This window comes from Streptomyces sp. NBC_00659 (assembly GCF_036226925.1).
Classification (GTDB): Bacteria; Actinomycetota; Actinomycetes; order Streptomycetales; family Streptomycetaceae; genus Streptomyces.
On record NZ_CP109031.1, the window covers coordinates 3,176,824 to 3,197,188 of the forward strand.

Consider the following 20,365-nt stretch of genomic DNA (forward strand, 5'->3'; position numbering starts at 1 on the left):
CTCAGGCCTCCCAGCCGGCCGGCAGGTGGATCATCTTGTGCTCCAGGAACTCGCCGTACCCCTCGGGCCCGAACTCCCGCCCCAGGCCCGAGTTCTTGTAGCCGCCGAAGGGGCCCAGCATGTCGAGGCTGAAGGTGTTCACCGAGTAGGTGCCGGTACGGACCTGGCGGGCGATGTCGATGCCATGGGCGACGTCCGCCGTCCAGACGCTGCCGCTCAGCCCGTAGTCGGAGTCGTTGGCGATCTTCACGGCCTCGGCCTCGTCGCCGTAGGGGAGCAGACAGATCACCGGGCCGAAGATCTCCTCCCGGGCGATGCGCATGGTGTTGTCGACGTCCCCGAACAGGGTCGGCTCGACGTACCAGCCGCGGTCCAGCCCCTGCGGGCGTCCGCCGCCGGCCAGGATCTTGGCGCCCTCCTCCTGGCCGATGCGGATGTAGTCGAGGTTGCGCCGCCGCTGCCGCTCGGCGACCAGCGGTCCGACCTGGGTGGCCGGGTCGAGCGGATCGCCGACGACCAGCGCGTTCGCCGCCGTGGCGAAGGCGTCCGCGAACTCGTCGTAGCGCGAGCGGGGCACGAGGATGCGGGTCTGGGCCACGCAGGCCTGGCCGTTGTTCATCCAGGCCGCCGAGACGATCCCGGGAACCGAGGTGCCGAGGTCCGCGTCGGGCAGCACCACGGCCGCCGACTTTCCGCCCAACTCCAGTGTCACGCGGGTGAGATGACGGGAGGCGACCTCCATCACCCGCTTGCCGGCCGCGACCGAGCCGGTGAAGGAGACCTTGTCGACGCCCGGGTGTCCGACCAGGTACTCGCTGACCTCGCGGTCGGCCGGGAGGATCGACAGCACCCCTTCGGGCAGCCCGGCCTCCTTCGCGATCTCCCCGAGCAGATAGGCGTCCAGGGGCGATTCGGGGGACGGCTTCAGTACGACCGTGCAACCGGTCAGCAGCGCGGGCGCGAGCTTGGCCGCCGCCACGAACTGCGGGACGTTCCACGGGACCACGGCCGCCACCACGCCCACCGGCTCACGGCGGACGAGGATCCTGCCGAGGACTCCGGCGCGGGCCTCCTCGTACGTGTAGCCGCGCGCGACCGTGATCGCCGAGTCCCACACCATCATCGCGCCGAGGGCCTGCGCGAGGACGCTCCAGGAGTAGGGGGAGCCGTTCTCCGAGGAGATGACGCGGGCGATCTCCTCGTGCCGTACGGCGATGGCGTCCTTGATCCGGGTCACGACCGCGATCCGCTCGTCGAGGCTCATGCGCGGCCAGGGCCCCTCGTCGAACGCCCGGCGCGCGGCGGCGACGGCGCGGTCGACGTCCGCGGCGGAGGCGTGCGGCACCCGGCCGATGACCTCCTCGGTGTGCGGTGAGATCACCTCGATGACGTCCTTGCCGAGCGGGTCGGTCAACTCCCCGCCGATGAACAGCTGTCCGTGTTCCACGAGCTCGGTCATGGCCGACTGCCTCCCAGGGGCGCTCTCCGGCACCATGTCTGACGGTTCATCAGATATGAGAACTGATACCAGTTCTCGCCACATGAGTCCACGGCACGGACACCGTCGTACTCCCGGACGGAACAGTCGACTTGGGCTCCCATTGGAACCCGTTCTAGTTATAGTGGCGGGAATCGGCGACGGGTGGAAGCGCATGACGCAGGTGACCGATCACGGCGGGGGCGTACGGTCCATCAGCGTCCCCATCCCGGACAACCCCCTCGGCCACACGCTGGTGTACCTGGTCGACACCGACGCGGGGCCCGTGCTCGTCGACACCGGCTGGGACGACCCGGCTTCCTGGGACACACTCGTCGAGGGGATCACCGGCTGCGGGACCTCGGTCGCGGAGATCCACGGTGTGGTCATCACCCACCACCACCCCGACCACCACGGTCTGTCGGGCCGGGTCCGGGAGGCGTCCGGTGCCTGGATCGCGATGCACGCCGCCGACGCGGCGATCGTCCGGCGCACCCGGGAGACCCGGCCCGAGGGCTGGTTCGCCTACATGGCCGCCAAGTTGGCAGCCTCCGGAGCCCCGGAGGAGCACATCGCCCCGCTGCGCGAGGCACGCACATCCGTACGCCGCCCCAGTACGCTGCCCGGCTTCTCGCCCGCGCTGCCCGACCGCGAGATCGTCCCCGGCGAACTCCTGCCCCTGCCCGGCCGCCGGCTGCGCGCCGTCTGGACCCCCGGCCACACACCCGGGCACGTCTGCCTCCACCTGGAGGAGGCCCACCCGGACCGGCTGCCCGGCAACGGACGCCTGTTCTCCGGCGACCATCTGCTGCCGAGGATCACCCCGCACATCGGTCTCTACGAGGACCCGGACACCCACGGGCGCCCTCCCTACGCGAACGGGATCGAGGGCCTCGCGGAGATCGCCGACCCGCTCGGCGACTACCTCGACTCCCTGGAACGCGTCGGACGCCTCGCCCCCGCCGAGGTGCTCCCTGCCCACCAGCACGTGTTCACCGACGCCCCGTCCCGGGTCGCGGAGCTGCTCGCGCACCACGAGGAGCGGCTCACCGGCCTGCTCACGCTGCTCTCCGTACCGCTCACGCCCTGGCAGCTCGCCGAACGCATGGAGTGGAACCGCCCCTGGGCCGACATCCCCTACGGATCACGGAACATCGCGGTCTCCGAGGCCGAGGCCCACATTCGCCGACTGGTGAAGCTGGGCCGGGCGGAGGCCGTGACGGGCAGCGACCCGGTGACCTACACGGCGGTGTGACACAGCCCCACCCACCGATCACCAGGCCCGGTCGAGCCCAGACCCACCGGTCACCCGGCCCGACCGACCCCAGGCACTCCGATCACCCGGCCCGACCGACCCCAGGCACTCCGATCACCCGGCCCGGCGTCACCCGCACCCACCGATCACCCGGCCCAGCAGCTCCCGCACCCGGCCGATCGCTCAGCCCAGCAGCTCCCGTATCAACGCGTCCGCCTCGCCCAGGAGTCCGGTCTCACGCGTGCTCATCGTCGGGTTGGCCGCCCTGCGCGATGCCGCCTCCTCGAGCCCCTCCTCCGTCACCTGGTCCTCGTTCCCGTCGAGCAGCGCCTCCAGCGTCTCCTCGGCCACGCCCCCGACCGCCTCGCCGCCGACGGCGACCTGGGCGAGGATCACGGCGGACATGGCCCAGTCGAGACCGGGTGCCCCCTCCTCGGCGTTGGACCAGTCGATGACCTTCGGCCCGTCCGGGGTGAGCATCACGTTGTCGGGGTGCAGATCCAGGTGCAGCACACGGACGGCGGGGTCGGCGGAGAGCCGCGCGGGCACGACGTGCAGCTTGCGCAGCAGCCTGGCCAGGGTGAGGCCCGCCTCCTGGGCGGAGAGCAGGCCCTGGCCGAAGGCCTCCAGCATGGTCGGCCCGGACAGCCGCTCCATCACCAGGTCCCCGCCGGTCGCGGCCCGCACCCCCGGCACCGGATAACCGTGCGAGCGCACGTGCTGCATCACCGCCGCCTCGGCCGTCGCGTCGCCCCAGCCCTCGCGGTCCCGCCGCAGCACCCACGCCTCGTCGATCTCGTAGACGTCCGCCGAACGCCCCGAGCCGAGCAGTCTCCCCGTTCGCATGACCCGAACCTAGCGGATGTCGCCCAGGTCACTCCGGGCCCGTGCCCCAGGCAACACCCGGCGGAATCCGGGCGGCCGGTAGAGTGTGCGCGTCGTCATCACACCCTTACGAGGAGAAGCCGGTGCGAATCCGGCGCTGACCCGCAACCGTGATCCACTTCGGTGGTGAGCCGGATCGCCTCGCACGGGACGTGACCGGCTCGCGCCCTCGGCAGCCCGCCGACGGCCGGCATCGTCGAGGGATACGGAGCCGGAGCCGCCCGGATACCTCTGTGTGCCCGGTGCTGCCCGGCTCCCCGCAGGGAGAGTCATGTTTGTTCGCCGCACCGCAGCGGTACTGGCCGCCACCGCCGTCATCGGGGCGGTCGTCGCACCGGCCGCCTCCGCCGACTCCTCCCCGTCGCCGTCGCCCTCGGTGGCGCTGCCCTCGGGCCTGTTCGGCTCCGGCGACCCGACCTACGACGGCGTGTGGCGCCAGTCGCTCGCGCTGCTCGCCCAGCACACCGTCGGTGTGCGGCCCGCCGAGAAGGCCGTGGACTGGCTGACCGGCCAGCAGTGCGCGAACGGCGCCTTCGCCGCGTACCGCGCCGACGCGAGTGCCGCGTGCGACGCGAAGACCCAGGTCGACACCAACAGCACCGCGGCCGCCGTCCAGGCGCTCGCCGCACTCGGCGGGCACGACGACGCCACCGGCAAGGCCGTCACCTGGCTGAAGTCCGCGCAGAACAAGGACGGCGGCTGGGGCTACATGGCCGGCGGACCCAGCGACGCCAACTCGACGTCCGTCGTGATCGGCGCGCTGAAGGCGGTCGGCAAGAAGCCCGCGAGCGTCTCCAAGGACGGCAAGTCACCCTTCGACGCCCTGCTGAAGCTGTCGACGGCCTGCGACGCGGAGGGCGACGGCGCCTTCGCCTACCAGCCCGACAAGAAGGGCAAGCTGGCGGCGAACGCGGACGCGACCGCGGCGGGCGTGACGGCCGGCATGGGCCAGGGCTTCGTGGCGGCGACCGGCTACAAGTTCGACCTCACGGGTTGCCACACCCTCGACACTCCCGACATCGCGACCGCGGCGGGGAACGGCGCCGGCTATCTCGCCAAGGCGCTGGCGAAGACCTCGTACCTGAAGTCCGCGCTCCCCGGTGCCAAGGACCAGCCCGACTACGGCAACACGGCGGACGCGGTCGTGGCCCTGTCGGCCATCGGTGCGGCGAAGCCCGCGCAGAAGCCGCTCGCCTGGCTGGAGAAGAACTCCGCGGACTGGGCGGCTCAGTCCGGCCCCGCCGCGTACGCACAGCTGATCTTCGCCGCGCACGCCACCGGCACCGACCCGCGCGACTTCGGCGGCAAGGACCTCGTGGCACAGCTCAACGCCACGGGCCCGGCGCCGGCCGCGGCGGGTGCCTCGGCGAGCCCGAGCGAGAAGAAGAACGACGAGAAGAAGGACGACGGCAACGGGCTCGGCGTCTGGTGGATCGTCGGCGTCGGCCTGGTCGCGGGCATCGGCATCGGCTTCCTGATCAGCGGCCGCAACAAGAAGCGCCAGCTGTGACCGCCCGTCGGACGACCGCGCCCCTTCTGGCCCTGGCGCTGGCTCTCCTGCTCCTCGTCCTCGGCGGCGCGGGGCAGGCCGGAGCCGTCGGCTACCGCTACTGGTCCTTCTGGGACCTGACCGGCGGGAAGTGGACCTACGCCACCCAGGGTCCGTCGACCGCGCGGCCGTCCGACGGCGACGTCCAGGGCTTCCGCTTCGCGGTGAGCGAGGACTCCCAGCACGCCGTACAGCCGCGCGGGGAGCGGGAGTTCGCCGCGATATGCGCCAAGACGCCCGCCCGGCACGGCAAGAAGCGGGTGGCCCTGGTCATCGACCCGGGCACCGCCGCCGACGCGCCGTCCGGCGAGCGGCCGCCGTCCGCGCGCACCGCCTGCGCCCAGGTCGCTCCCGACGCGAGCACCGCGGAGGCCCTGGCCGCGGTGGCAGGTCCCCTGCGCTACGACACCAACGCCCTGCTGTGCGCCATCACGGGCTATCCGCGGACGGGCTGCGGCGACCCGGTCGCGGCCGCCGGACCGGCCGCGTCCGCCCGCCCGCACACCTCCGCACCGGCCCGGCAGGGCCCTTCGGTGGGCCTGCTGGCGGGAGCGGCCGCGGTGGCCGCGCTGGGTGCGGCGGCCGTCTGGCAGGCCCGTCGGCGCAGGGGCTAGGCGCAGGTCATGACCGAGTCCGACCGCCCCACCACCTCCACTGGCGACCGCCCCACCACATCCACTGGCGACCGCCCCACCACATCCACTGGCGACCGCCCCACGGCGCGATGGGGCTCCGCCCCGCCCGAACGGGACCGGGAACCCCGGGTGTCGGGCCCCCGGCGCCCGGACCCGGACACACATGAGACGACGCTCCCGCCGAGCACCGGCCCGGCGGGACCGTCGCCGACCTCCCGCTCCCGCCCCCGCGCTCTCCCCCTCTCCCTCCCCCGCAGCGGTACGAGCCGTACGAGCGGTACGCGTACCGTCTCCGTGGCGAACCGGGCCCACGCCCTGCACCCCGGGGCCTGGTGGATCTGGGCGCTGGGGCTCGGTACGGCGGCCTCCCGCACCACGAATCCGCTTCTGCTCGCGCTGCTCATGGCGGTGGCGGGGTTCGTGGTGGCCACGCACCGCACCGACGCCCCCTGGGCCCGCTCCTACACCGCGTTCGTGAAACTGGCGGCGGCCGTCCTCGTCATCCGCCTGGCCTTCGCCGTCTTCCTCGGCTCCCCGATCCCCGGCACGCACGTGATCGTCACCCTCCCCGAGATCCCCCTCCCGCACTGGGCACAGGGGGTGCGCGTCGGTGGCCGGGTCACCGCCGAGGGCCTGCTCTTCGCGCTCTACGACGGCCTGAAGCTGGCCGCCCTGCTCGTCTGCGTCGGCGCGGCCAACGCCCTCGCCAACCCGGCACGGCTGCTCAAGTCGCTGCCGGGCGCGCTGTACGAGGCGGGCGTCGCGGTGGTCGTCGCGCTCACCTTCGCGCCGCACCTGATCGCCGACGTCCAGCGGCTGCGCGCCGCGCGCCGGCTCCGCGGCCGTCCCGACCGAGGGCTGCGCGGCCTCCTGCACGTCGGACTCCCCGTCCTGGAGGGCGCGCTGGAGCGTTCGGTCGCGCTGGCCGCAGCGATGGACGCGCGCGGGTACGGGCGTACGGCACAGGTCCCGGCCGCCGTCCGCCGGACCACCGGAGCCCTCACCCTGGGCGGCCTGCTCGGCGTCTGCGCCGGCACCTACGGACTGCTGACCGCGGCGGGCGACAGCTACGGCCTGCCGGTCCTGCTGGCCGGGCTCGGCGCGGCACTCGGCGGCCTGTGGCTGGGCGGCCGCCGCACACCGCGGACGCGGTACCGGCCCGACCTCTGGGGCGTCCGGGCCTGGCTGGTCGCCGGGTCGGGCGTGGCGGTCGCGGCCCTGATGATCGTGGCCGCCTCCAGCGACCCCGCCGCCCTGCGCCCCGGCGTCATCCCCCTGGTCGCCCCCACCCTCCCGCTCCGGCCGGCGGCGGCGGTCCTGCTCGGCCTGCTCCCCGCTTTCGCGGCCCCGGCCGCCCGGCGAACCCCTGCCCCCGAGGAGTCTTCGTGATCCGCTTCGAGGATGTCTCCGTGACGTACGCCGGTGCGGCCGAACCCTCCGTCCGGGGAGTGGGCTTCGAGGTGCCGGAGGGCGAACTGGTCCTGCTGGTCGGCCCGTCCGGGGTCGGCAAGTCGACGGTGCTGGGCGCGGTGAGCGGACTGGTCCCGCACTTCACGGGCGGAACGCTGCGCGGCCGGGTCACCGTCGCGGGGCGGGACACCCGTACCCACAAGCCGCGCGAACTCGCGGACGTGGTCGGCACCGTGGGCCAGGACCCGCTGTCCCACTTCGTGACGGACACGGTGGAGGACGAACTCGCCTACGGCATGGAGTCGTTGGGCCTGGCACCGGCCGTGATGCGCCGCCGCGTCGAGGAGACCCTCGACCTCCTTTCGCTGGCCGACCTGCGCGACCGCCCGATCGCCACCCTGTCCGGCGGCCAGCAACAGCGGGTCGCGATCGGTTCCGTGCTCACCCCGCACCCGCGGGTCCTGGTCCTCGACGAACCCACCTCGGCGCTGGACCCCGGCGCCGCCGAGGAGGTCCTCGCCGTCCTCCAGCGCCTGGTCCACGACCTCGGCACCACGGTCCTGATGGCCGAGCACCGCCTGGAACGCGTCGTCCAGTACGCCGACCGGCTCGCCCTCCTGCCCGCGCCGGGAGCGCCGCTGACGCTCGGCACCCCGTCCGAGATCATGGCCGTCTCCCCGGTCTGCCCGCCGGTGGTGGACCTCGGCCGCCTGGCCGGCTGGTCCCCGCTCCCGCTGACCGTGCGCGACGCGAGACGCCGGGCGGGAGCACTGCGCGAGCGCCTGGCCACCACCGCTCCGGCACCGGCCGGACCCGCCGCTCCCCTCAGCCCGCCCCTTCCGATTCCCGGGGCACCGGAACGCCCCGCCACCTCCCCTTCCCCGCTCTCCCGTCTCCTCCGCGGTCGTGGCGGCGGTCGCGGCCCCGCCGCCGCCCCGTCGTCGTCGGAGGTGGCCGTCGTCGCGTCGCTGGCCGTCCGGCGCGGGCGCGTCGAGGCTCTGCGCCAGGTCGATCTGACGGCGGGGCCGGGCGAGACCATCGCGCTGATGGGCCGCAACGGCGCCGGGAAGTCGACGCTGCTCGGAGCGCTGGTCGGGCTCGTCGAGCCGACCGCCGGTTCCGTACGGGTCGGCGGGGCGGCACCGCATCGCCTGGCACCGCGTGACCTCGTACGGCGGGTGGGACTCGTACCGCAGGAACCGCGGGATCTGCTGTACGCGGACACGGTGGCCGCCGAGTGCGCCGCAGCCGACGAGGACGCCGGGGCCGCCACCGGAACCTGCCGGTCGCTGGTGTCCGAACTGCTGCCGGACATCGCGGACGGCACGCATCCCCGTGACCTGTCCGAGGGGCAGCGGCTGGCGCTGGCGCTGGCCGTCGTCCTCACCGCACGCCCTCCGCTCCTGCTCCTCGACGAGCCCACCCGCGGTCTCGACTACGCGGCCAAGGCCCGGCTGGTCGCCGTGCTGCGCGGGCTCGCCGCCGAGGGGCACGCCATCGTGCTGGCCACCCACGACGTGGAACTCGCCGCCGAGCTCGCCGACCGTGTGGTGATCCTCGCGGACGGCGAGGTCGTCGCCGACGGTCCCACCGCCGAGGTGGTCGTCGCGTCCCCGTCCTTCGCCCCGCAGGTCGCCAAGATCCTGGCCCCCGCGCCATGGCTCACCGTCGCCCAGGTCAGAAGGGCCCTCGCATGACCACCGCCGACGCGTCCGCCGCCCGCCCACAGCCACAGGCCCGAGCCGTCCGCCTCGGCCCGCGTTCCGTCGCCGCCCTGGCCCTGGTCAGCGCGACCGGGGCCGCCGGGTTCGCCTGGCCGCTCTTCGCGGGTCCCGGCTCGCAGGTCAGCGCGCACGCCCAGGACGCGCCGTGGCTGTTCGCCGGGCTCCTCGTCCTGCTGGTCGCGGTGGCCGCGGCGACGATCTCCGAGTCGGGCCTCGGCCCGAAGGCGGTCGCCATGCTCGGCGTGCTGGCCGCGACCGGCGCCGCGCTGCGCCCGATCGGGGCCGGGACCGCCGGCATCGAGCCGATGTTCTTCCTGATGGTGCTGAGCGGGCGGGTGCTCGGGCCTGGTTTCGGCTATGTGCTCGGGTCCGTGACCATGTTCGCGTCGGCGCTGCTGACCGGCGGGGTGGGGCCCTGGATGCCCTTCCAGATGCTGGCCATGGGCTGGTTCACGATGGGGGCCGGGCTCCTGCCGGGGGCGGACCGGCTGCGCGGCCGCGCGGAGCTCCTGATGCTCGCCGGATACGGCTTCCTCGCCGCCTTCGCGTACGGCACCGTCATGAATCTGGCCGGCTGGCCCTTCATGGACGCGCTGGCCTCGAACATCGCCTTCGACCCGCACGCCGCCGTCCCCGCCAACCTCGCCCGCTTCCTCGCCTACTGCCTGGCCACCTCCCTCGGCTGGGACCTGGGGCGGGCGGTCGTCACCGTCGTCCTGACCCTGACGATCGGCACGACCCTCCTGAAGGCGCTGCGCCGGGCCACGCGGCGGGCGGCCTTCGAGAGCCCGGTCACGTTCGAGCCCCGCTGATCCGCGACCCACGTCACATCGCCCCGCAGCACCGCGTGGCCGGCCCCGTACCGTCCGTCAGCCACGGGGTGAAGCGGCCCACAGGGCCCACGTCACATACGAAGCGGCTTAGTAGATCAACGGGCGTGGCATGGACGCGTCGTCATGCCCTCTGACCTGGGGTTTGAGAGCCACGTCACACAGTGGACCTTCACCCCGGATGCGACCACAACTAGTAAAAAGGGTCATTGCGGACGAGCTCGGATCCTGTTTGTCTTGTGGACGTCGCCAGGCACCACGAGCCCCCACGGGCCGCGGCGCCGACGTACGCCGCTCCTTCCACACACCACGTGGTCACGACGTACGAGCGACCCCATGTCCCCGAGGAAACAGGTTCTCCGTGTCCGTCTCCGTCATCCGCCGCATCGTTTCTTCCCCGAAGAAGGCCCTCGCCGGTACCGCCGTGGCCGCCGCCACCGCCGGTATGGTCCTGGCCGCGGCGCCCGCCCAGGCCGCCACGCCGACCAGCGCCTCCGCCGCGAAGTCGATCGCCCACTCGATGATTCCGGACGCCGGGCAGTTCAACGCCTTCAGCAAGATCGTCGAGCACGAGAGTGGCTGGAACGTCAACGCCACGAACTCCTCGTCCGGTGCGTACGGCCTGGTCCAGGCCCTGCCCGGTTCGAAGATGGCCTCCGCCGGCTCCGACTGGAAGACCAACCCCAAGACCCAGATCAAGTGGGGCCTGGACTACATGAACTCCCGCTACGGCAGCCCGGCCGGCGCCTGGAGCTTCTGGCAGGCCAACGGCTGGTACTGATCAGCCCCACAGCACACACAGGCGGCACCCCGTTCCCGGGGCTGCCGCCTTTGTCGTACCCGCCGCTCCCCTCCCGAGCCCCGACTCCCAGCGCCCGGCACCGGGCACAGCCACAAGCGTTCTTTCGCCCCCTCCGCCCCTACCCGACCCGTACCCGCAGCGAACGGCCGGAACCACGACGCACCCGCAGCCGGGATCCGGCAGAAGGGGCCGTGCCGGTACATCACATGCCCGTCGCTTACGCCGGATCGAGCAGCGGTTCCCTGCCGGACCGACGTCTGATCCAACGGCGACGGGCGGATGTACCGGCACGGCCCCGACCCCCCACCGAACCGGCACCGCACCCGCGAACGCCAGCGCAGCGACCCGGCCTCCGTGGTGGACTGACCCCCATGACCACGCGGACGGACACGCCTCACGACCCCGAGTCACGAGGCCTGCGGCTCGTGCCCGCGCTGCTGTCGCTGACCGTGGTCAGCGGACTCATCGACGCGGTGAGCTACCTGGGCCTGGGCCACGTCTTCACGGCGAACATGACCGGCAACGTGGTGGTGCTCGGCTTCGCCGCGGCCGGAGCACCCGGCTTCTCCGTAGCGCACACCCTCACCTCGCTGTCCTGCTTCGTGGCGGGCGCCGCTACCGGCGGACGAACGGCGACCCGGCTGAGCGACGGCTCACGCCGCACCTGGGCCCGCGCCGCGTTCGCCGCCGAAGCCGTCCTGACCCTCGCCTGCGCGGCGGCGGCCTTCGCCGCCCCGCACGCCACCGCCACCACCTACACCGTGATCGCCGTCACGGCCTTCGCGATGGGCCTGCGCAACGCGACGGTCCGCAGGCTCGGCGTCGCCGACCTGACGACCACCGTCCTGACGATGACCCTGACGGGCCTGGCCGCCGACTCCCGCCTGGGCGGCGGCGCGGGCCATCACTTCCCGCGCCGGACCGCCTCCGTACTGGCGATGGCGGCAGGCGCCCTGCTCGGCGCGTGGCTCGTCCTGAACCACGGCCTCGCCCTCCCCCTGCTGATCGCCGCGCTCGTACCGGCGGCACTGGCGGTGACGGCCTCCGGCCGGGAGTGACGCGGCCCCGAACCCCGCCGGACGGAGCACCTGTCGGCTCCCTCAGGCCGGAACGAACCCGGGCCACCATGGCGGGACATTCCCGGGACACACCGGATCGGGGTAGGAACCCATCGTGCCCAGCGCTGTCACGACGTACCAGAGGAACCACAGGTTGAGAAGGACGCCCACGGCAACAGCGGCGCCTCGGCGGAACCTTCCGATCGCGCCGTGGACAAGGGTCCAGGAAGCCGCTGTACCCATCCAGACGACGGGTGCGACGAGAAGCAGGGACAGCGAATCGGCCGACGCGTTCACACCGATGTCGCAGGACGCCCACACCCGGTCGATGACGAGAACCGCGACGAACGAGGTCGGTACTCCGAGAAGCGCACCCAGGCGGAACCCCGCGAACCAGGGCCCCGGCGCCTCCCCCACCTCGGGCAAGGTCTCCACAACCGGACCCCCTTCTCCCCGCCCCCGCGGGACCACGCGTTCGCGGCGGCACGGAAACGCCGCCGCGAACAGTCCGCACCACGCATGGTCCGGGAACCGACCTGACGCCGAACCCTACTTGTCCAAAGGGAGACTGGTACCGCGAACTACAACCGCTGAATGATCGTCCCGGTCGCCAGCCCCCCACCCGCACACATCGTGATCAGCGCGAACTCCTTGTCCGCTCGCTCCAGTTCGTGCAGCGCCGTGGTGATGAGCCGAGCCCCCGTGGCCCCCACGGGATGCCCGAGCGCGATCCCGCCCCCGTTCACGTTCACCTTCTCCAGGTCCTGCCCGAAGACCTGCGCCCAGCTCAGCACGACCGACGCGAAAGCCTCGTTGATCTCGACGAGGTCGATGTCCTTCAGGGACATCCCCGCCTTGCCGAGCACGGCCCGGGTGGCGTCGATCGGACCGTCCAGATGGAAGTGCGGGTCCGAACCCACCAGCGCCTGGGCCACGATCCGCGCCCGCGGCCGCAGCTTCAGCGCCCGCGCCATCCGCTTGGAGGCCCACAGAATGGCCGCCGAACCGTCCGAGATCTGGGAGGAGTTGCCGGCCGTGTGAACGGCGGTCGGCATCACGGGCTTCAGCTTCGCCAGCGCCTCCATGGACGTGTCGCGCAGCCCCTCGTCCCGGTCGACGAGCCGCCACATACCCTGCCCCGCCCGCTGTTCGTCCTCGGTGGTGGGCACCTGCACGGCGAACGTCTCGCGCTTGAAGCGCTCCTCGGCCCAGGCGACAGCGGCCCGTTCCTGCGAGATGAGCCCGAGGGAGTCGACGTTCTCGCGGGTCAGTCCGCGGTGGCGCGCGATCCGTTCGGCCGCCTCGAACTGGTTCGGCAGATCGACGTTCCACTCGTCGGGGAACGGCTTGCCGGGCCCGTGCTTGGATCCCGAGCCCAGCGGCACCCGCGACATCGCCTCGACACCGCAGCTGATCCCGACGTCGATGACACCCGCCGCGATCATGTTGGCGACCATGTGGGAGGCCTGCTGCGAGGACCCGCACTGGCAGTCGACCGTCGTCGCCGCCGTCTCGTAGGGCAGTCCCACCGTCAGCCAGGCGGTGCGCGCGGGGTTCATCGACTGCTCGCCGGCATGGGTCACCGTGCCGCCGACGATCTGCTCGACGCAGTCGGCGGGAATGCCGGTGCGGCCGAGGAGTTCACGGTAGGTCTCGCCCAGGAGATAGGCGGGGTGCAGATTGGCGAGCGCGCCACCGCGCTTGCCGATGGGCGTCCGTACGGCTTCGACGATCACGGGTTCCGCGGCCATGGGGGCTCGTCCTCTCCTCAGGCCTGCCCGACGGTCAGGCCCAGCTGACCCGCGCAGCGCGGGGCGTCCCGGCCCACCCACCGCGCAGAACTAGAACGCGTACCAGTTCTGCGTGCAGTTTGCTGAGCGAACCCCCCGCGCCGCAAGGGTCGTGCAGCCCCCGAAGTCGTGATCTGTACGAATCCCGCACGCAATTGGGGGGCCCGCACCTCTTGCCACTTGTAGAACCCGTTACTACCTTCACGGCGATTCCCTTTCCTGATGGACCGTCAGAAGCGCCCCTGGAGTTGCCGATGTCCTGTCCAGCGCTGCCCGACGGGTTCGATTTCACCGACCCCGATGTGCTGCACCACCGCGTGCCCCTCCCGGAGTTCGCCGAGTTGCGCCGGGCCCGACCGGTCCACTGGATCCCGCAACAGCCCGGCGTCGCCGGCTTCGAGGACGACGGCTACTGGGCCGTCACCCGGCACTCGGACGTCAAGTACGTCTCGACACACCCCGAACTGTTCTCCTCGTTCCTCAACACCGCCGTCATCCGCTTCAACGAGCACATCCAGCGCGAGCAGATCGAGGTCCAGCGGCTCATCATGCTGAACATGGACCCGCCCGAGCACACCCGGGTCCGGCAGATCGTGCAGCGCGGCTTCACCCCGCGCGCCATCCGCTCGCTGGAGGACGCGCTGCGCGCCCGTGCCGGTTCGATCGTCGCGAACGCGCTCGCGCAGGCCGCCCCCGACGGCTCCTTCGACTTCGTCACCCAGGTCGCCTGCGAACTCCCGCTCCAGGCGATAGCCGAGCTCATCGGCGTCCCGCAGGAGGACCGGGTCAAGATCTTCGACTGGTCCAACAAGATGGTGGCGTACGACGATCCGGAGTACGCGATCACCGAGGAGATCGGCGCCGAGTCGGCCACCGAACTCATCTCGTACGCGATGAACATGGCGGCGGACCGCAAGCAGTGCCCCGCCAAGGACATCGTCAGCACGCTCGTGGCGGCGGAGGACCAGGGGAACCTCGCCACCGACGAATTCGGCTTCTTCGTCCTGCTGCTGGCGGTCGCCGGCAACGAGACGACCCGCAACGCCATCACCCACGGGATGCACGCCCTGCTCACCCACCCCGACCAGTGGGACCTGTACAAGAGGGAACGGCCGAAGACCACCGCCGAGGAGATCGTCCGCTGGGCGACCCCCGTCGTCGCCTTCCAGCGCACCGCCACCCAGGACACCGAACTGGGCGGGCAGCGGATCAGGAAGGGCGACCGCGTCGGCATCTTCTACTCCTCCGCCAACAACGACCCCGAGGTGTTCGAGAACCCCGAGGTCTTCGACATCACCCGTGACCCCAACCCGCACCTCGGCTTCGGCGGCGGCGGTCCGCACTTCTGCCTCGGCAGGTCCCTGGCCACGCTGGAGATCGACCTGATCTTCAACGCGATCGCCGACGCGATGCCGCATCTGCGGCTGGCGGGCGATCCCCGCCGTCTCCGCTCCGCCTGGCTGAACGGCGTCAAGGAACTCCAGGTCCGTCACGCGTAGCGGGCGCCGCACGCTCGGGCCGACGTCCTCCCGGCACCGTCGGCCCGTCCCGAGGGAGGCAGGGGCATCCCCCCGCGCCCGCCTCTGCCTCCCCCGAGACCCACACCCCTCACCACACACGACGCATCACGCACCCGCACCCGCACCCGCACCTCACCTCGGCGCACACCGCCCCGCCCCCGCCCCGGACACGGCACCGGATCAGCCCCGGCACGTGACCGGATCAGCCTTGTGTCCGGCCTGCCCGGCCCACCGCGCGGACCGGCGGTTCCACACCCGCCCCGACCTGCTCCACGGGCGTCCGGGACCGCGGGCCGGTGAGGAGATACGTCAGCCCGAAGCCCGTGGCGACCACCGCCGCGCCGCCGCCGGCGTCCAGGACCCAGTGATTTCCGGTCGCCACGATCGAGGAGAGCGTCAGCAGCGGGTGCAGCAGGCCCAGCGCCTTCATCCACCACCGGGGTGCCAGCACCGCGATGACGACCCCGCACCACAGGGACCAGCCGAAGTGCAGCGAGGGCATCGCCGCGTACTGGTTGGTCAGCTCGGTCAGCGTGCCGTAGTCGGGCTTGGAGAAGTCCTGCACGCCGTGCACGGTGTCGATCACGCCGAGGCCCGGCATCAGGCGCGGCGGGGCGAGCGGGTAGAGCCAGAAGCCGACGAGGGCGAGGAGGGTGGCGAAGCCGAGGGCGGAGCGGGCCCAGCGGTGGTCCGCCGGGCGACGGACGTAGAGCACGGCGAGGATGGTGAGCGGGATGCCGAAGTGGAACGACTGGTAGTAGAAGTCGAAGAAATCCCTCAGGGCGGGGACCTGGACCACCGAGTGGTTGACCCAGTGCTCGACATCCAGGTGCAGGAACCGCTCGACGGCGAGGATCTGCTCGCCGTGGCGCTCGGCGGTGGCCCTGCCGCCGGAGTTGGTGCCGCCCGTCGCGGCCAGCCTGACCTGCTGGTAGGCGGAGTACCCGACGCGGATCAGGAGCAGTTCGAGCAGCAGGTTCGTACGGGTGAGGACCCGGCCCGACGGCAGCAGCGGGACCCGCCTCCACCGGGTGGGGACGGGCGTCGCGTGGCCGGCGGGGACCGGGGCCCGGTAGTACGCGGACGTACGGGACAGGAACGGTACGACGATGGCGGCGGCCAGCGCGGCGATCAGCACGACGTTGTCGCGCAGCGGCTGGAGCACCGGCATGTCCGGCAGCATCATCCGGGCGGGCAGCGTCATGACCAGGACGACCGCGACGGGCCACACATAGCGGTCCGAGGCCTTGCGGCCGACCCGGCCGACGAGCGCGAGCAGCACCCACAGCACCTGGTGCTGCCAGGTGGTGGGCGAGACGGCGACGGCGACGCAGCCGGTCACCGCGACGGCGAGCAGCAGCTGTCCGTCACGGGCGTAGCGCACCGCGCGGCGGAGTCCGACGAAGGCGACGGCCGCGCCGAGCGCCAGGAAGAGACCGACCTCCAGCGGCCCGGTGAGACCGAGCCGGAGGAGCGCGCCGTGCAGGGACTGGTTGGCGAGGTCGTCGGCGTCCTTGCCGAGGCCGACGCCCGCCAGGTGGTGCACCCAGTACGTGTTCGAGTCGTGCGGCATCGCGGCCCAGGCGAGCGCGGTGAGGGCGGCGAACGTGGCCCCGGTGGAGGCGGCGGCGCGGCGGCGGCCGGTGAACCAGAGAAGCGGCGTGAAGAGCAGCACGGTCGGCTGGAGGGCCGCCGCGAGCCCGATGAGGACCCCGCAGACGCGTTCCCCGCGGACGACGAAGCAGCCGAGCAGGACGAGCAGCACCGGGATGATGCTGGTCTGGCCGAGGTAGAGGGCGTTGCGTACGGGGAGCGACAGCATCAGCAGGCTGACGGCCACGGGCGCGGCGAGCAGTGACGTCCGCCGGCTCACGGGGGGCGGCAGGGCGCGGGCGGCCACCAGGCCGAGCGCCACGACGAGCAGCAGGGTGCCGAAGGTCCAGCCCCAGCCGAGGGCCTGTTCGGCCGACCGGGTGAGAGGTTTGAGGACGAGGCCGCCGAGCGGGGTGCCGGTGAACCGTGTCGAGTCGTACAGCGAGCCCTTCACGTGCAGTACGCCGTTCGGGCCGACCCAGGTCTCCAGATCCGTCAGCCGGTCCGCCTTGGGGGTGCTGAGGACGGCGGCGACCTGTCGTACGGCCAGTATCGCGGCGACGGCCCAGAGCCCGACGCGAAGGGCGCGCAGCCGTGCTCGCACCGTCTCCGGCGCTCCCACGAGGCTCTCGCCCGGTCGTCCGCCGTGCTCCACGTTCGCCACGCCTTGTCGACCCTCCTGACCCATTGACCGGTCCGTGTCTCACAGATCCCTTATGTCAACCCATATCAGGACCTCGCGTGTCGCGGCCACCCTCGCCGGAAGGCGCGGGAACCCTCGATCGACCCGACAGCTTCTCCGCTTTTGTCCGAATGTCGACGGTCGGCGAAGGGGCCGGTTCCCCGCCTGCCTCGCGACATGGATCACAGACGAGCCTCCGCGGGGGCGGCTACGGCCGTCCCGTCGCGCCTGCGTACGCGGCCTTTATGTGCGCTGCGCGGCGGGCCGCATACACCACGTGACGGGCACGAACGGGCCTAAGGTCGCTTTTCGGCCCGCCTCCGGGTGGGCCGCCGGGTCCGCCCCGGGCGACCCACGGGTCACCTGTGCGAGCCCCCGGTCCGCCCCCGGGCGGACCCGTCCCTGTCCCCGGCGAAAGGAAGGCCCTTGCCGACCGCGACCCCGACAGCCCCCGCCGTACGCCTCCCCGATCCCGCCCGCCCCGTCTCCCCCGAGGTCACCGTCACCGACCCCGCGCTGGTCAGGCGCGCCGTGAAGGCGGCGGCGCTCGGCAACGCGATGGAATGGTTCGACTTCGGCGTCTACAGCTACATCGCGGTGACCCTGGGCAAGGTCTTCTTCCCCTCGGGCAACCCGACCGCCCAGCTCCTCGCGACCTTCGGCGCCTTCGCCGCGGCCTTCCTCGTCCGCCCGCTCGGCGGCATGGTCTTCGGCCCGCTCGGCGACCGGATCGGCCGCCAGAAGGTCCTCGCCCTCACCATGATCATGATGGCGGCCGGCACCTTCGCCATCGGTCTGATCCCGTCGTACGCCACGATCGGCGTCGGCGCTCCGGTCCTGCTGCTCGCGGCCCGTCTGGTGCAGGGCTTCTCCACCGGCGGCGAGTACGCGGGCGCCTCGACCTTCATCGCCGAGTACGCGCCCGACAAGAGGCGCGGCTTCTTCGGAAGCTGGCTGGAGTTCGGCACGCTGGCCGGATACATCGGCGGCGCGGGTCTGGTGACCCTCATGACCGCCCTGCTGTCCACCGACGACCTGCTGTCCTGGGGCTGGCGCGTCCCGTTCCTGATCGCGGGCCCGATGGGCATCGTCGGCCTGTATCTGCGGATGCGGCTTGAGGAGACCCCGGCGTTCGCCGCGGAGCTCGAGAAGTCCGAGGCGGGCCGCCCCAAGGTGCCGCTGCGTGAGATGGTCACCGGCCAGTGGCGCACCCTGCTGCTGTGCATGGGCCTGGTGCTGGTCTTCAACGTCACCGACTACATGCTGCTGTCCTACATGCCGAGCTACCTGACCAGCGAGCTCAAGTACGACGAGACGCACGGTCTGCTCGTGGTCCTCGGCGTGATGGCGCTGATGATGGTCGTGCAGCCGTTCGCGGGCGCCCTGACCGACCGGATCGGCCGCCGCCCGGTGATCGCCGCGGGCTGCGCCGGCTTCCTCGCCCTGTCCGTGCCGGCCCTGCTGCTGATCCGTCAGGGCAGTCTGCTCGCCGTCGCGCTCGGCATGGGCGCGCTCGGCCTGCTGCTGGTCTGCTTCACGGCCGCGATGCCCGCCGCGCTCCCGGCGCTCTTCCCGACACGGGTCCGCTACGGCTCGCTCTCGATCGGCTTCAACGTCTCCGTCTCGCTCTTCGGTGGAACGACCCCGCTGGTCGTCACCGCCCTCATCGGAGCGACCGGGAACATGATGATGCCCGCGTACTACATGATGGCCGCGGCCGTGATCGGCGGTGCGGCGGTCTGGTTCATGACGGAGTCCGCGGGCCGGCCCCTGCCGGGCTCGGCGCCCGCCGTGGAACCCGCGAGCCACTGACATCCGCGAGGCCCGAAGGCCGTCGGCGCGGCACCGATCCCGCTGGCACGCGGGAGCGCCGACGGCTAGGTTCGGATCCGGAAGTCCTTAGCGCATCTAAATAGGCTGAGAAAGGCCCGGTGCATGAGCGAGTCGCAGCTCTGGAACGACGTCGACGACCACTTCACCAACCTCCTGGCCCCCGCCGACGAGATCCTCGCCGCCGCGCTGCACGACAGCGACGCGGCCGGACTGCCCCCCATCAACGTCGCGCCGAGCCACGGGAAGCTGCTCCGGCTGATCGCCGAGATCCAGGGCGCCCGCCGCATCCTGGAGATCGGCACGCTCGGCGGTTACAGCACGATCTGGATGGGCCGCGCGCTGCCGGCCGACGGTCGGCTGATCACCCTCGAGTACGACCCCCGGCACGCCGAGGTCGCCCGCGGCAACCTCGCACGGGCGGGCCTCGACAAGATCGCCGAGGTGCGGGTGGGTCCCGCCCTGGAGACCCTGCCGAAGCTGGCGGACGAGAATCCGGAGCCGTTCGACCTCGTCTTCATCGACGCGGACAAGGTGAACAACCCCCACTACGTCGAGTGGGCGGTCCGGCTCACCCGGCCCGGCAGCGTGATCGTCCTCGACAACGTGGTCCGCGGCGGAGCGGTCATCGACGGGTCGAGCACCGACCCGAGCGTGGTGGGCACCCGGGCCGCGCTCGAACTGATCGCCTCCCACCCGAAGTTGAACGGCACGGCGCTGCAGACGGTGGGCATCAAGGGGTACGACGGGTTCGCCCTGGCCCGCGTGGAAGCCTGACCCCCGGTCCCGCCCCGCAGCGCCGCAGCGCCGCACCGGCCCTAGAGCTCGTGGTAGAAGCCCACGTTCACGGTGTTGGGCCCGGTGCGGTCCTGGATGACGAGTTCACCGGAGCCGCCCGCCGGGAGTCTGGCCGTCCCGCCGTACGGAAGCGGCTGGGGCTGCAGTCCCGTCAGGATCAGCCGGACCTCGGAGGACGGCTCCGCGTGGGAACCCCGGAGCCAGGTGACCTGCCAGGAGCCGTCCGGGCCGCACTGGAACTCCAGGTGGACCCGGGAGACGAACAGCCAGTCGTCGGGGGTCGCGAGACGGCACACGGCCCGGTCCCTGCCCACCCGCAGCATGGCTCCGGGATCGCTCGGCGCGTCGGCCATCTGCATCCCGGCCGTCGCTCCGGCGTCCCCTCCGGACACCGAGGCCATGGTGAGTTCGAGCAACGCGCGCTCCTTCGTGAGGTGCTGGTCCGATTGTCCCGCCGGGGAACGTCGTTGCCCCGTCGCCGCCGCATGATAATTCGACCTTTCCCCTCGCCGTGTGACCTCCGGCAC

Annotated in this window: 17 protein-coding genes and 1 riboswitch; of the genes, 11 read left to right on the plus strand and 6 right to left on the minus strand. The window is 72.3% G+C overall.

The window, feature by feature from the left end:
- Position 1: 1 nt before the first annotated feature.
- The gene (locus OG410_RS13720; RefSeq protein WP_329299396.1) at positions 2 to 1,459 is read right to left on the minus strand and encodes an aldehyde dehydrogenase; all 1,458 of its coding nucleotides are present in this window, start codon (positions 1,457 to 1,459) and stop codon (positions 2 to 4) included.
- A gap of 193 nt (positions 1,460 to 1,652) precedes the next feature.
- Here OG410_RS13720 and OG410_RS13725 point away from each other — a divergent pair, with 193 nt between their 5' ends.
- Positions 1,653 to 2,732 carry an MBL fold metallo-hydrolase gene (locus OG410_RS13725; protein WP_329299397.1) on the plus strand — a complete coding sequence of 360 codons (1,080 nt, stop codon included), beginning with the start codon at positions 1,653 to 1,655 and terminating at the stop codon, positions 2,730 to 2,732.
- Between the two features lie 183 nt (positions 2,733 to 2,915).
- Here OG410_RS13725 and OG410_RS13730 read toward each other — a convergent pair whose 3' ends face one another.
- The gene (locus tag OG410_RS13730; RefSeq protein ID WP_329299398.1) at positions 2,916 to 3,578 is read right to left on the minus strand and encodes a phosphotransferase; all 663 of its coding nucleotides are present in this window, start codon (positions 3,576 to 3,578) and stop codon (positions 2,916 to 2,918) included.
- A 72-nt stretch (positions 3,579 to 3,650) separates the two neighbouring features.
- A riboswitch (cobalamin riboswitch) is annotated at positions 3,651 to 3,796 on the plus strand.
- A gap of 92 nt (positions 3,797 to 3,888) precedes the next feature.
- On the opposite strand from OG410_RS13730, the gene OG410_RS13735 reads away from it, so the two are divergent.
- The 7 genes from OG410_RS13735 (at position 3,889) to OG410_RS13765 (ending at position 11,625) form a co-directional block, all read left to right on the plus strand.
- Positions 3,889 to 5,127 carry a prenyltransferase/squalene oxidase repeat-containing protein gene (locus OG410_RS13735; RefSeq protein ID WP_329299399.1) on the plus strand — a complete coding sequence of 413 codons (1,239 nt, stop codon included), beginning with the start codon at positions 3,889 to 3,891 and terminating at the stop codon, positions 5,125 to 5,127.
- Positions 5,124 to 5,780, plus strand: coding sequence for an SCO2322 family protein (locus OG410_RS13740; RefSeq protein ID WP_329299400.1), 657 nt, complete (start codon positions 5,124 to 5,126; stop codon positions 5,778 to 5,780). Before OG410_RS13735 ends, OG410_RS13740 begins: the two co-directional genes overlap by 4 nt.
- A 315-nt stretch (positions 5,781 to 6,095) precedes the next feature.
- On the plus strand, positions 6,096 to 7,190 hold the full coding sequence (locus tag OG410_RS13745; RefSeq protein ID WP_329299401.1) for a CbiQ family ECF transporter T component: 1,095 nt from the start codon (positions 6,096 to 6,098) through the stop codon (positions 7,188 to 7,190).
- Entirely contained in the window at positions 7,187 to 8,908 is a 1,722-nt protein-coding gene (locus OG410_RS13750) for an ABC transporter ATP-binding protein (protein WP_329299402.1), read from the plus strand. The genes OG410_RS13745 and OG410_RS13750 overlap by 4 nt, the downstream gene beginning before the upstream one ends.
- Positions 8,905 to 9,747 (plus strand): ECF transporter S component, encoded by an 843-nt coding sequence (locus OG410_RS13755; protein ID WP_329299403.1) that lies wholly within the window; start codon positions 8,905 to 8,907, stop codon positions 9,745 to 9,747. The genes OG410_RS13750 and OG410_RS13755 overlap by 4 nt, the downstream gene beginning before the upstream one ends.
- Positions 9,748 to 10,126: 379 nt before the next feature.
- Positions 10,127 to 10,546: a transglycosylase SLT domain-containing protein gene (locus OG410_RS13760; RefSeq protein ID WP_326788077.1), complete on the plus strand. Its 420-nt coding sequence runs from the start codon at positions 10,127 to 10,129 to the stop codon at positions 10,544 to 10,546.
- Positions 10,547 to 10,938: 392 nt separating this feature from the next.
- Positions 10,939 to 11,625 carry a YoaK family protein gene (locus tag OG410_RS13765; RefSeq protein WP_326788076.1) on the plus strand — a complete coding sequence of 229 codons (687 nt, stop codon included), beginning with the start codon at positions 10,939 to 10,941 and terminating at the stop codon, positions 11,623 to 11,625.
- 42 nt (positions 11,626 to 11,667) lie between these two features.
- Here OG410_RS13765 and OG410_RS13770 read toward each other — a convergent pair whose 3' ends face one another.
- Positions 11,668 to 12,060, minus strand: coding sequence for a hypothetical protein (locus OG410_RS13770; protein ID WP_329299404.1), 393 nt, complete (start codon positions 12,058 to 12,060; stop codon positions 11,668 to 11,670).
- Positions 12,061 to 12,206: 146 nt separating this feature from the next.
- Entirely contained in the window at positions 12,207 to 13,376 is a 1,170-nt protein-coding gene (locus OG410_RS13775) for a steroid 3-ketoacyl-CoA thiolase (protein WP_328452998.1), read from the minus strand.
- A gap of 293 nt (positions 13,377 to 13,669) precedes the next feature.
- Here OG410_RS13775 and OG410_RS13780 point away from each other — a divergent pair, with 293 nt between their 5' ends.
- Complete coding sequence (locus tag OG410_RS13780; RefSeq protein WP_329299405.1) at positions 13,670 to 14,914, plus strand: cytochrome P450; 1,245 nt, start codon at positions 13,670 to 13,672, stop codon at positions 14,912 to 14,914.
- A 223-nt stretch (positions 14,915 to 15,137) separates the two neighbouring features.
- Here the strand turns inward: OG410_RS13780 and OG410_RS13785 are convergent, their stop codons facing one another.
- Positions 15,138 to 17,192: a bifunctional glycosyltransferase 87/phosphatase PAP2 family protein gene (locus tag OG410_RS13785; RefSeq protein WP_329299406.1), complete on the minus strand. Its 2,055-nt coding sequence runs from the start codon at positions 17,190 to 17,192 to the stop codon at positions 15,138 to 15,140.
- A 444-nt stretch (positions 17,193 to 17,636) separates the two neighbouring features.
- On the opposite strand from OG410_RS13785, the gene proP reads away from it, so the two are divergent.
- Entirely contained in the window at positions 17,637 to 19,022 is a 1,386-nt protein-coding gene (gene proP / locus OG410_RS13790; RefSeq protein ID WP_329299407.1) for a glycine betaine/L-proline transporter ProP, read from the plus strand.
- 123 nt (positions 19,023 to 19,145) lie between these two features.
- Positions 19,146 to 19,817 (plus strand): O-methyltransferase, encoded by a 672-nt coding sequence (locus OG410_RS13795; RefSeq protein WP_329299408.1) that lies wholly within the window; start codon positions 19,146 to 19,148, stop codon positions 19,815 to 19,817.
- A 41-nt stretch (positions 19,818 to 19,858) separates the two neighbouring features.
- On the opposite strand, the gene OG410_RS13800 is transcribed toward OG410_RS13795, so the two are convergent.
- Positions 19,859 to 20,254, minus strand: coding sequence for a hypothetical protein (locus OG410_RS13800; protein WP_328668811.1), 396 nt, complete (start codon positions 20,252 to 20,254; stop codon positions 19,859 to 19,861).
- Positions 20,255 to 20,365: the final 111 nt, after the last annotated feature.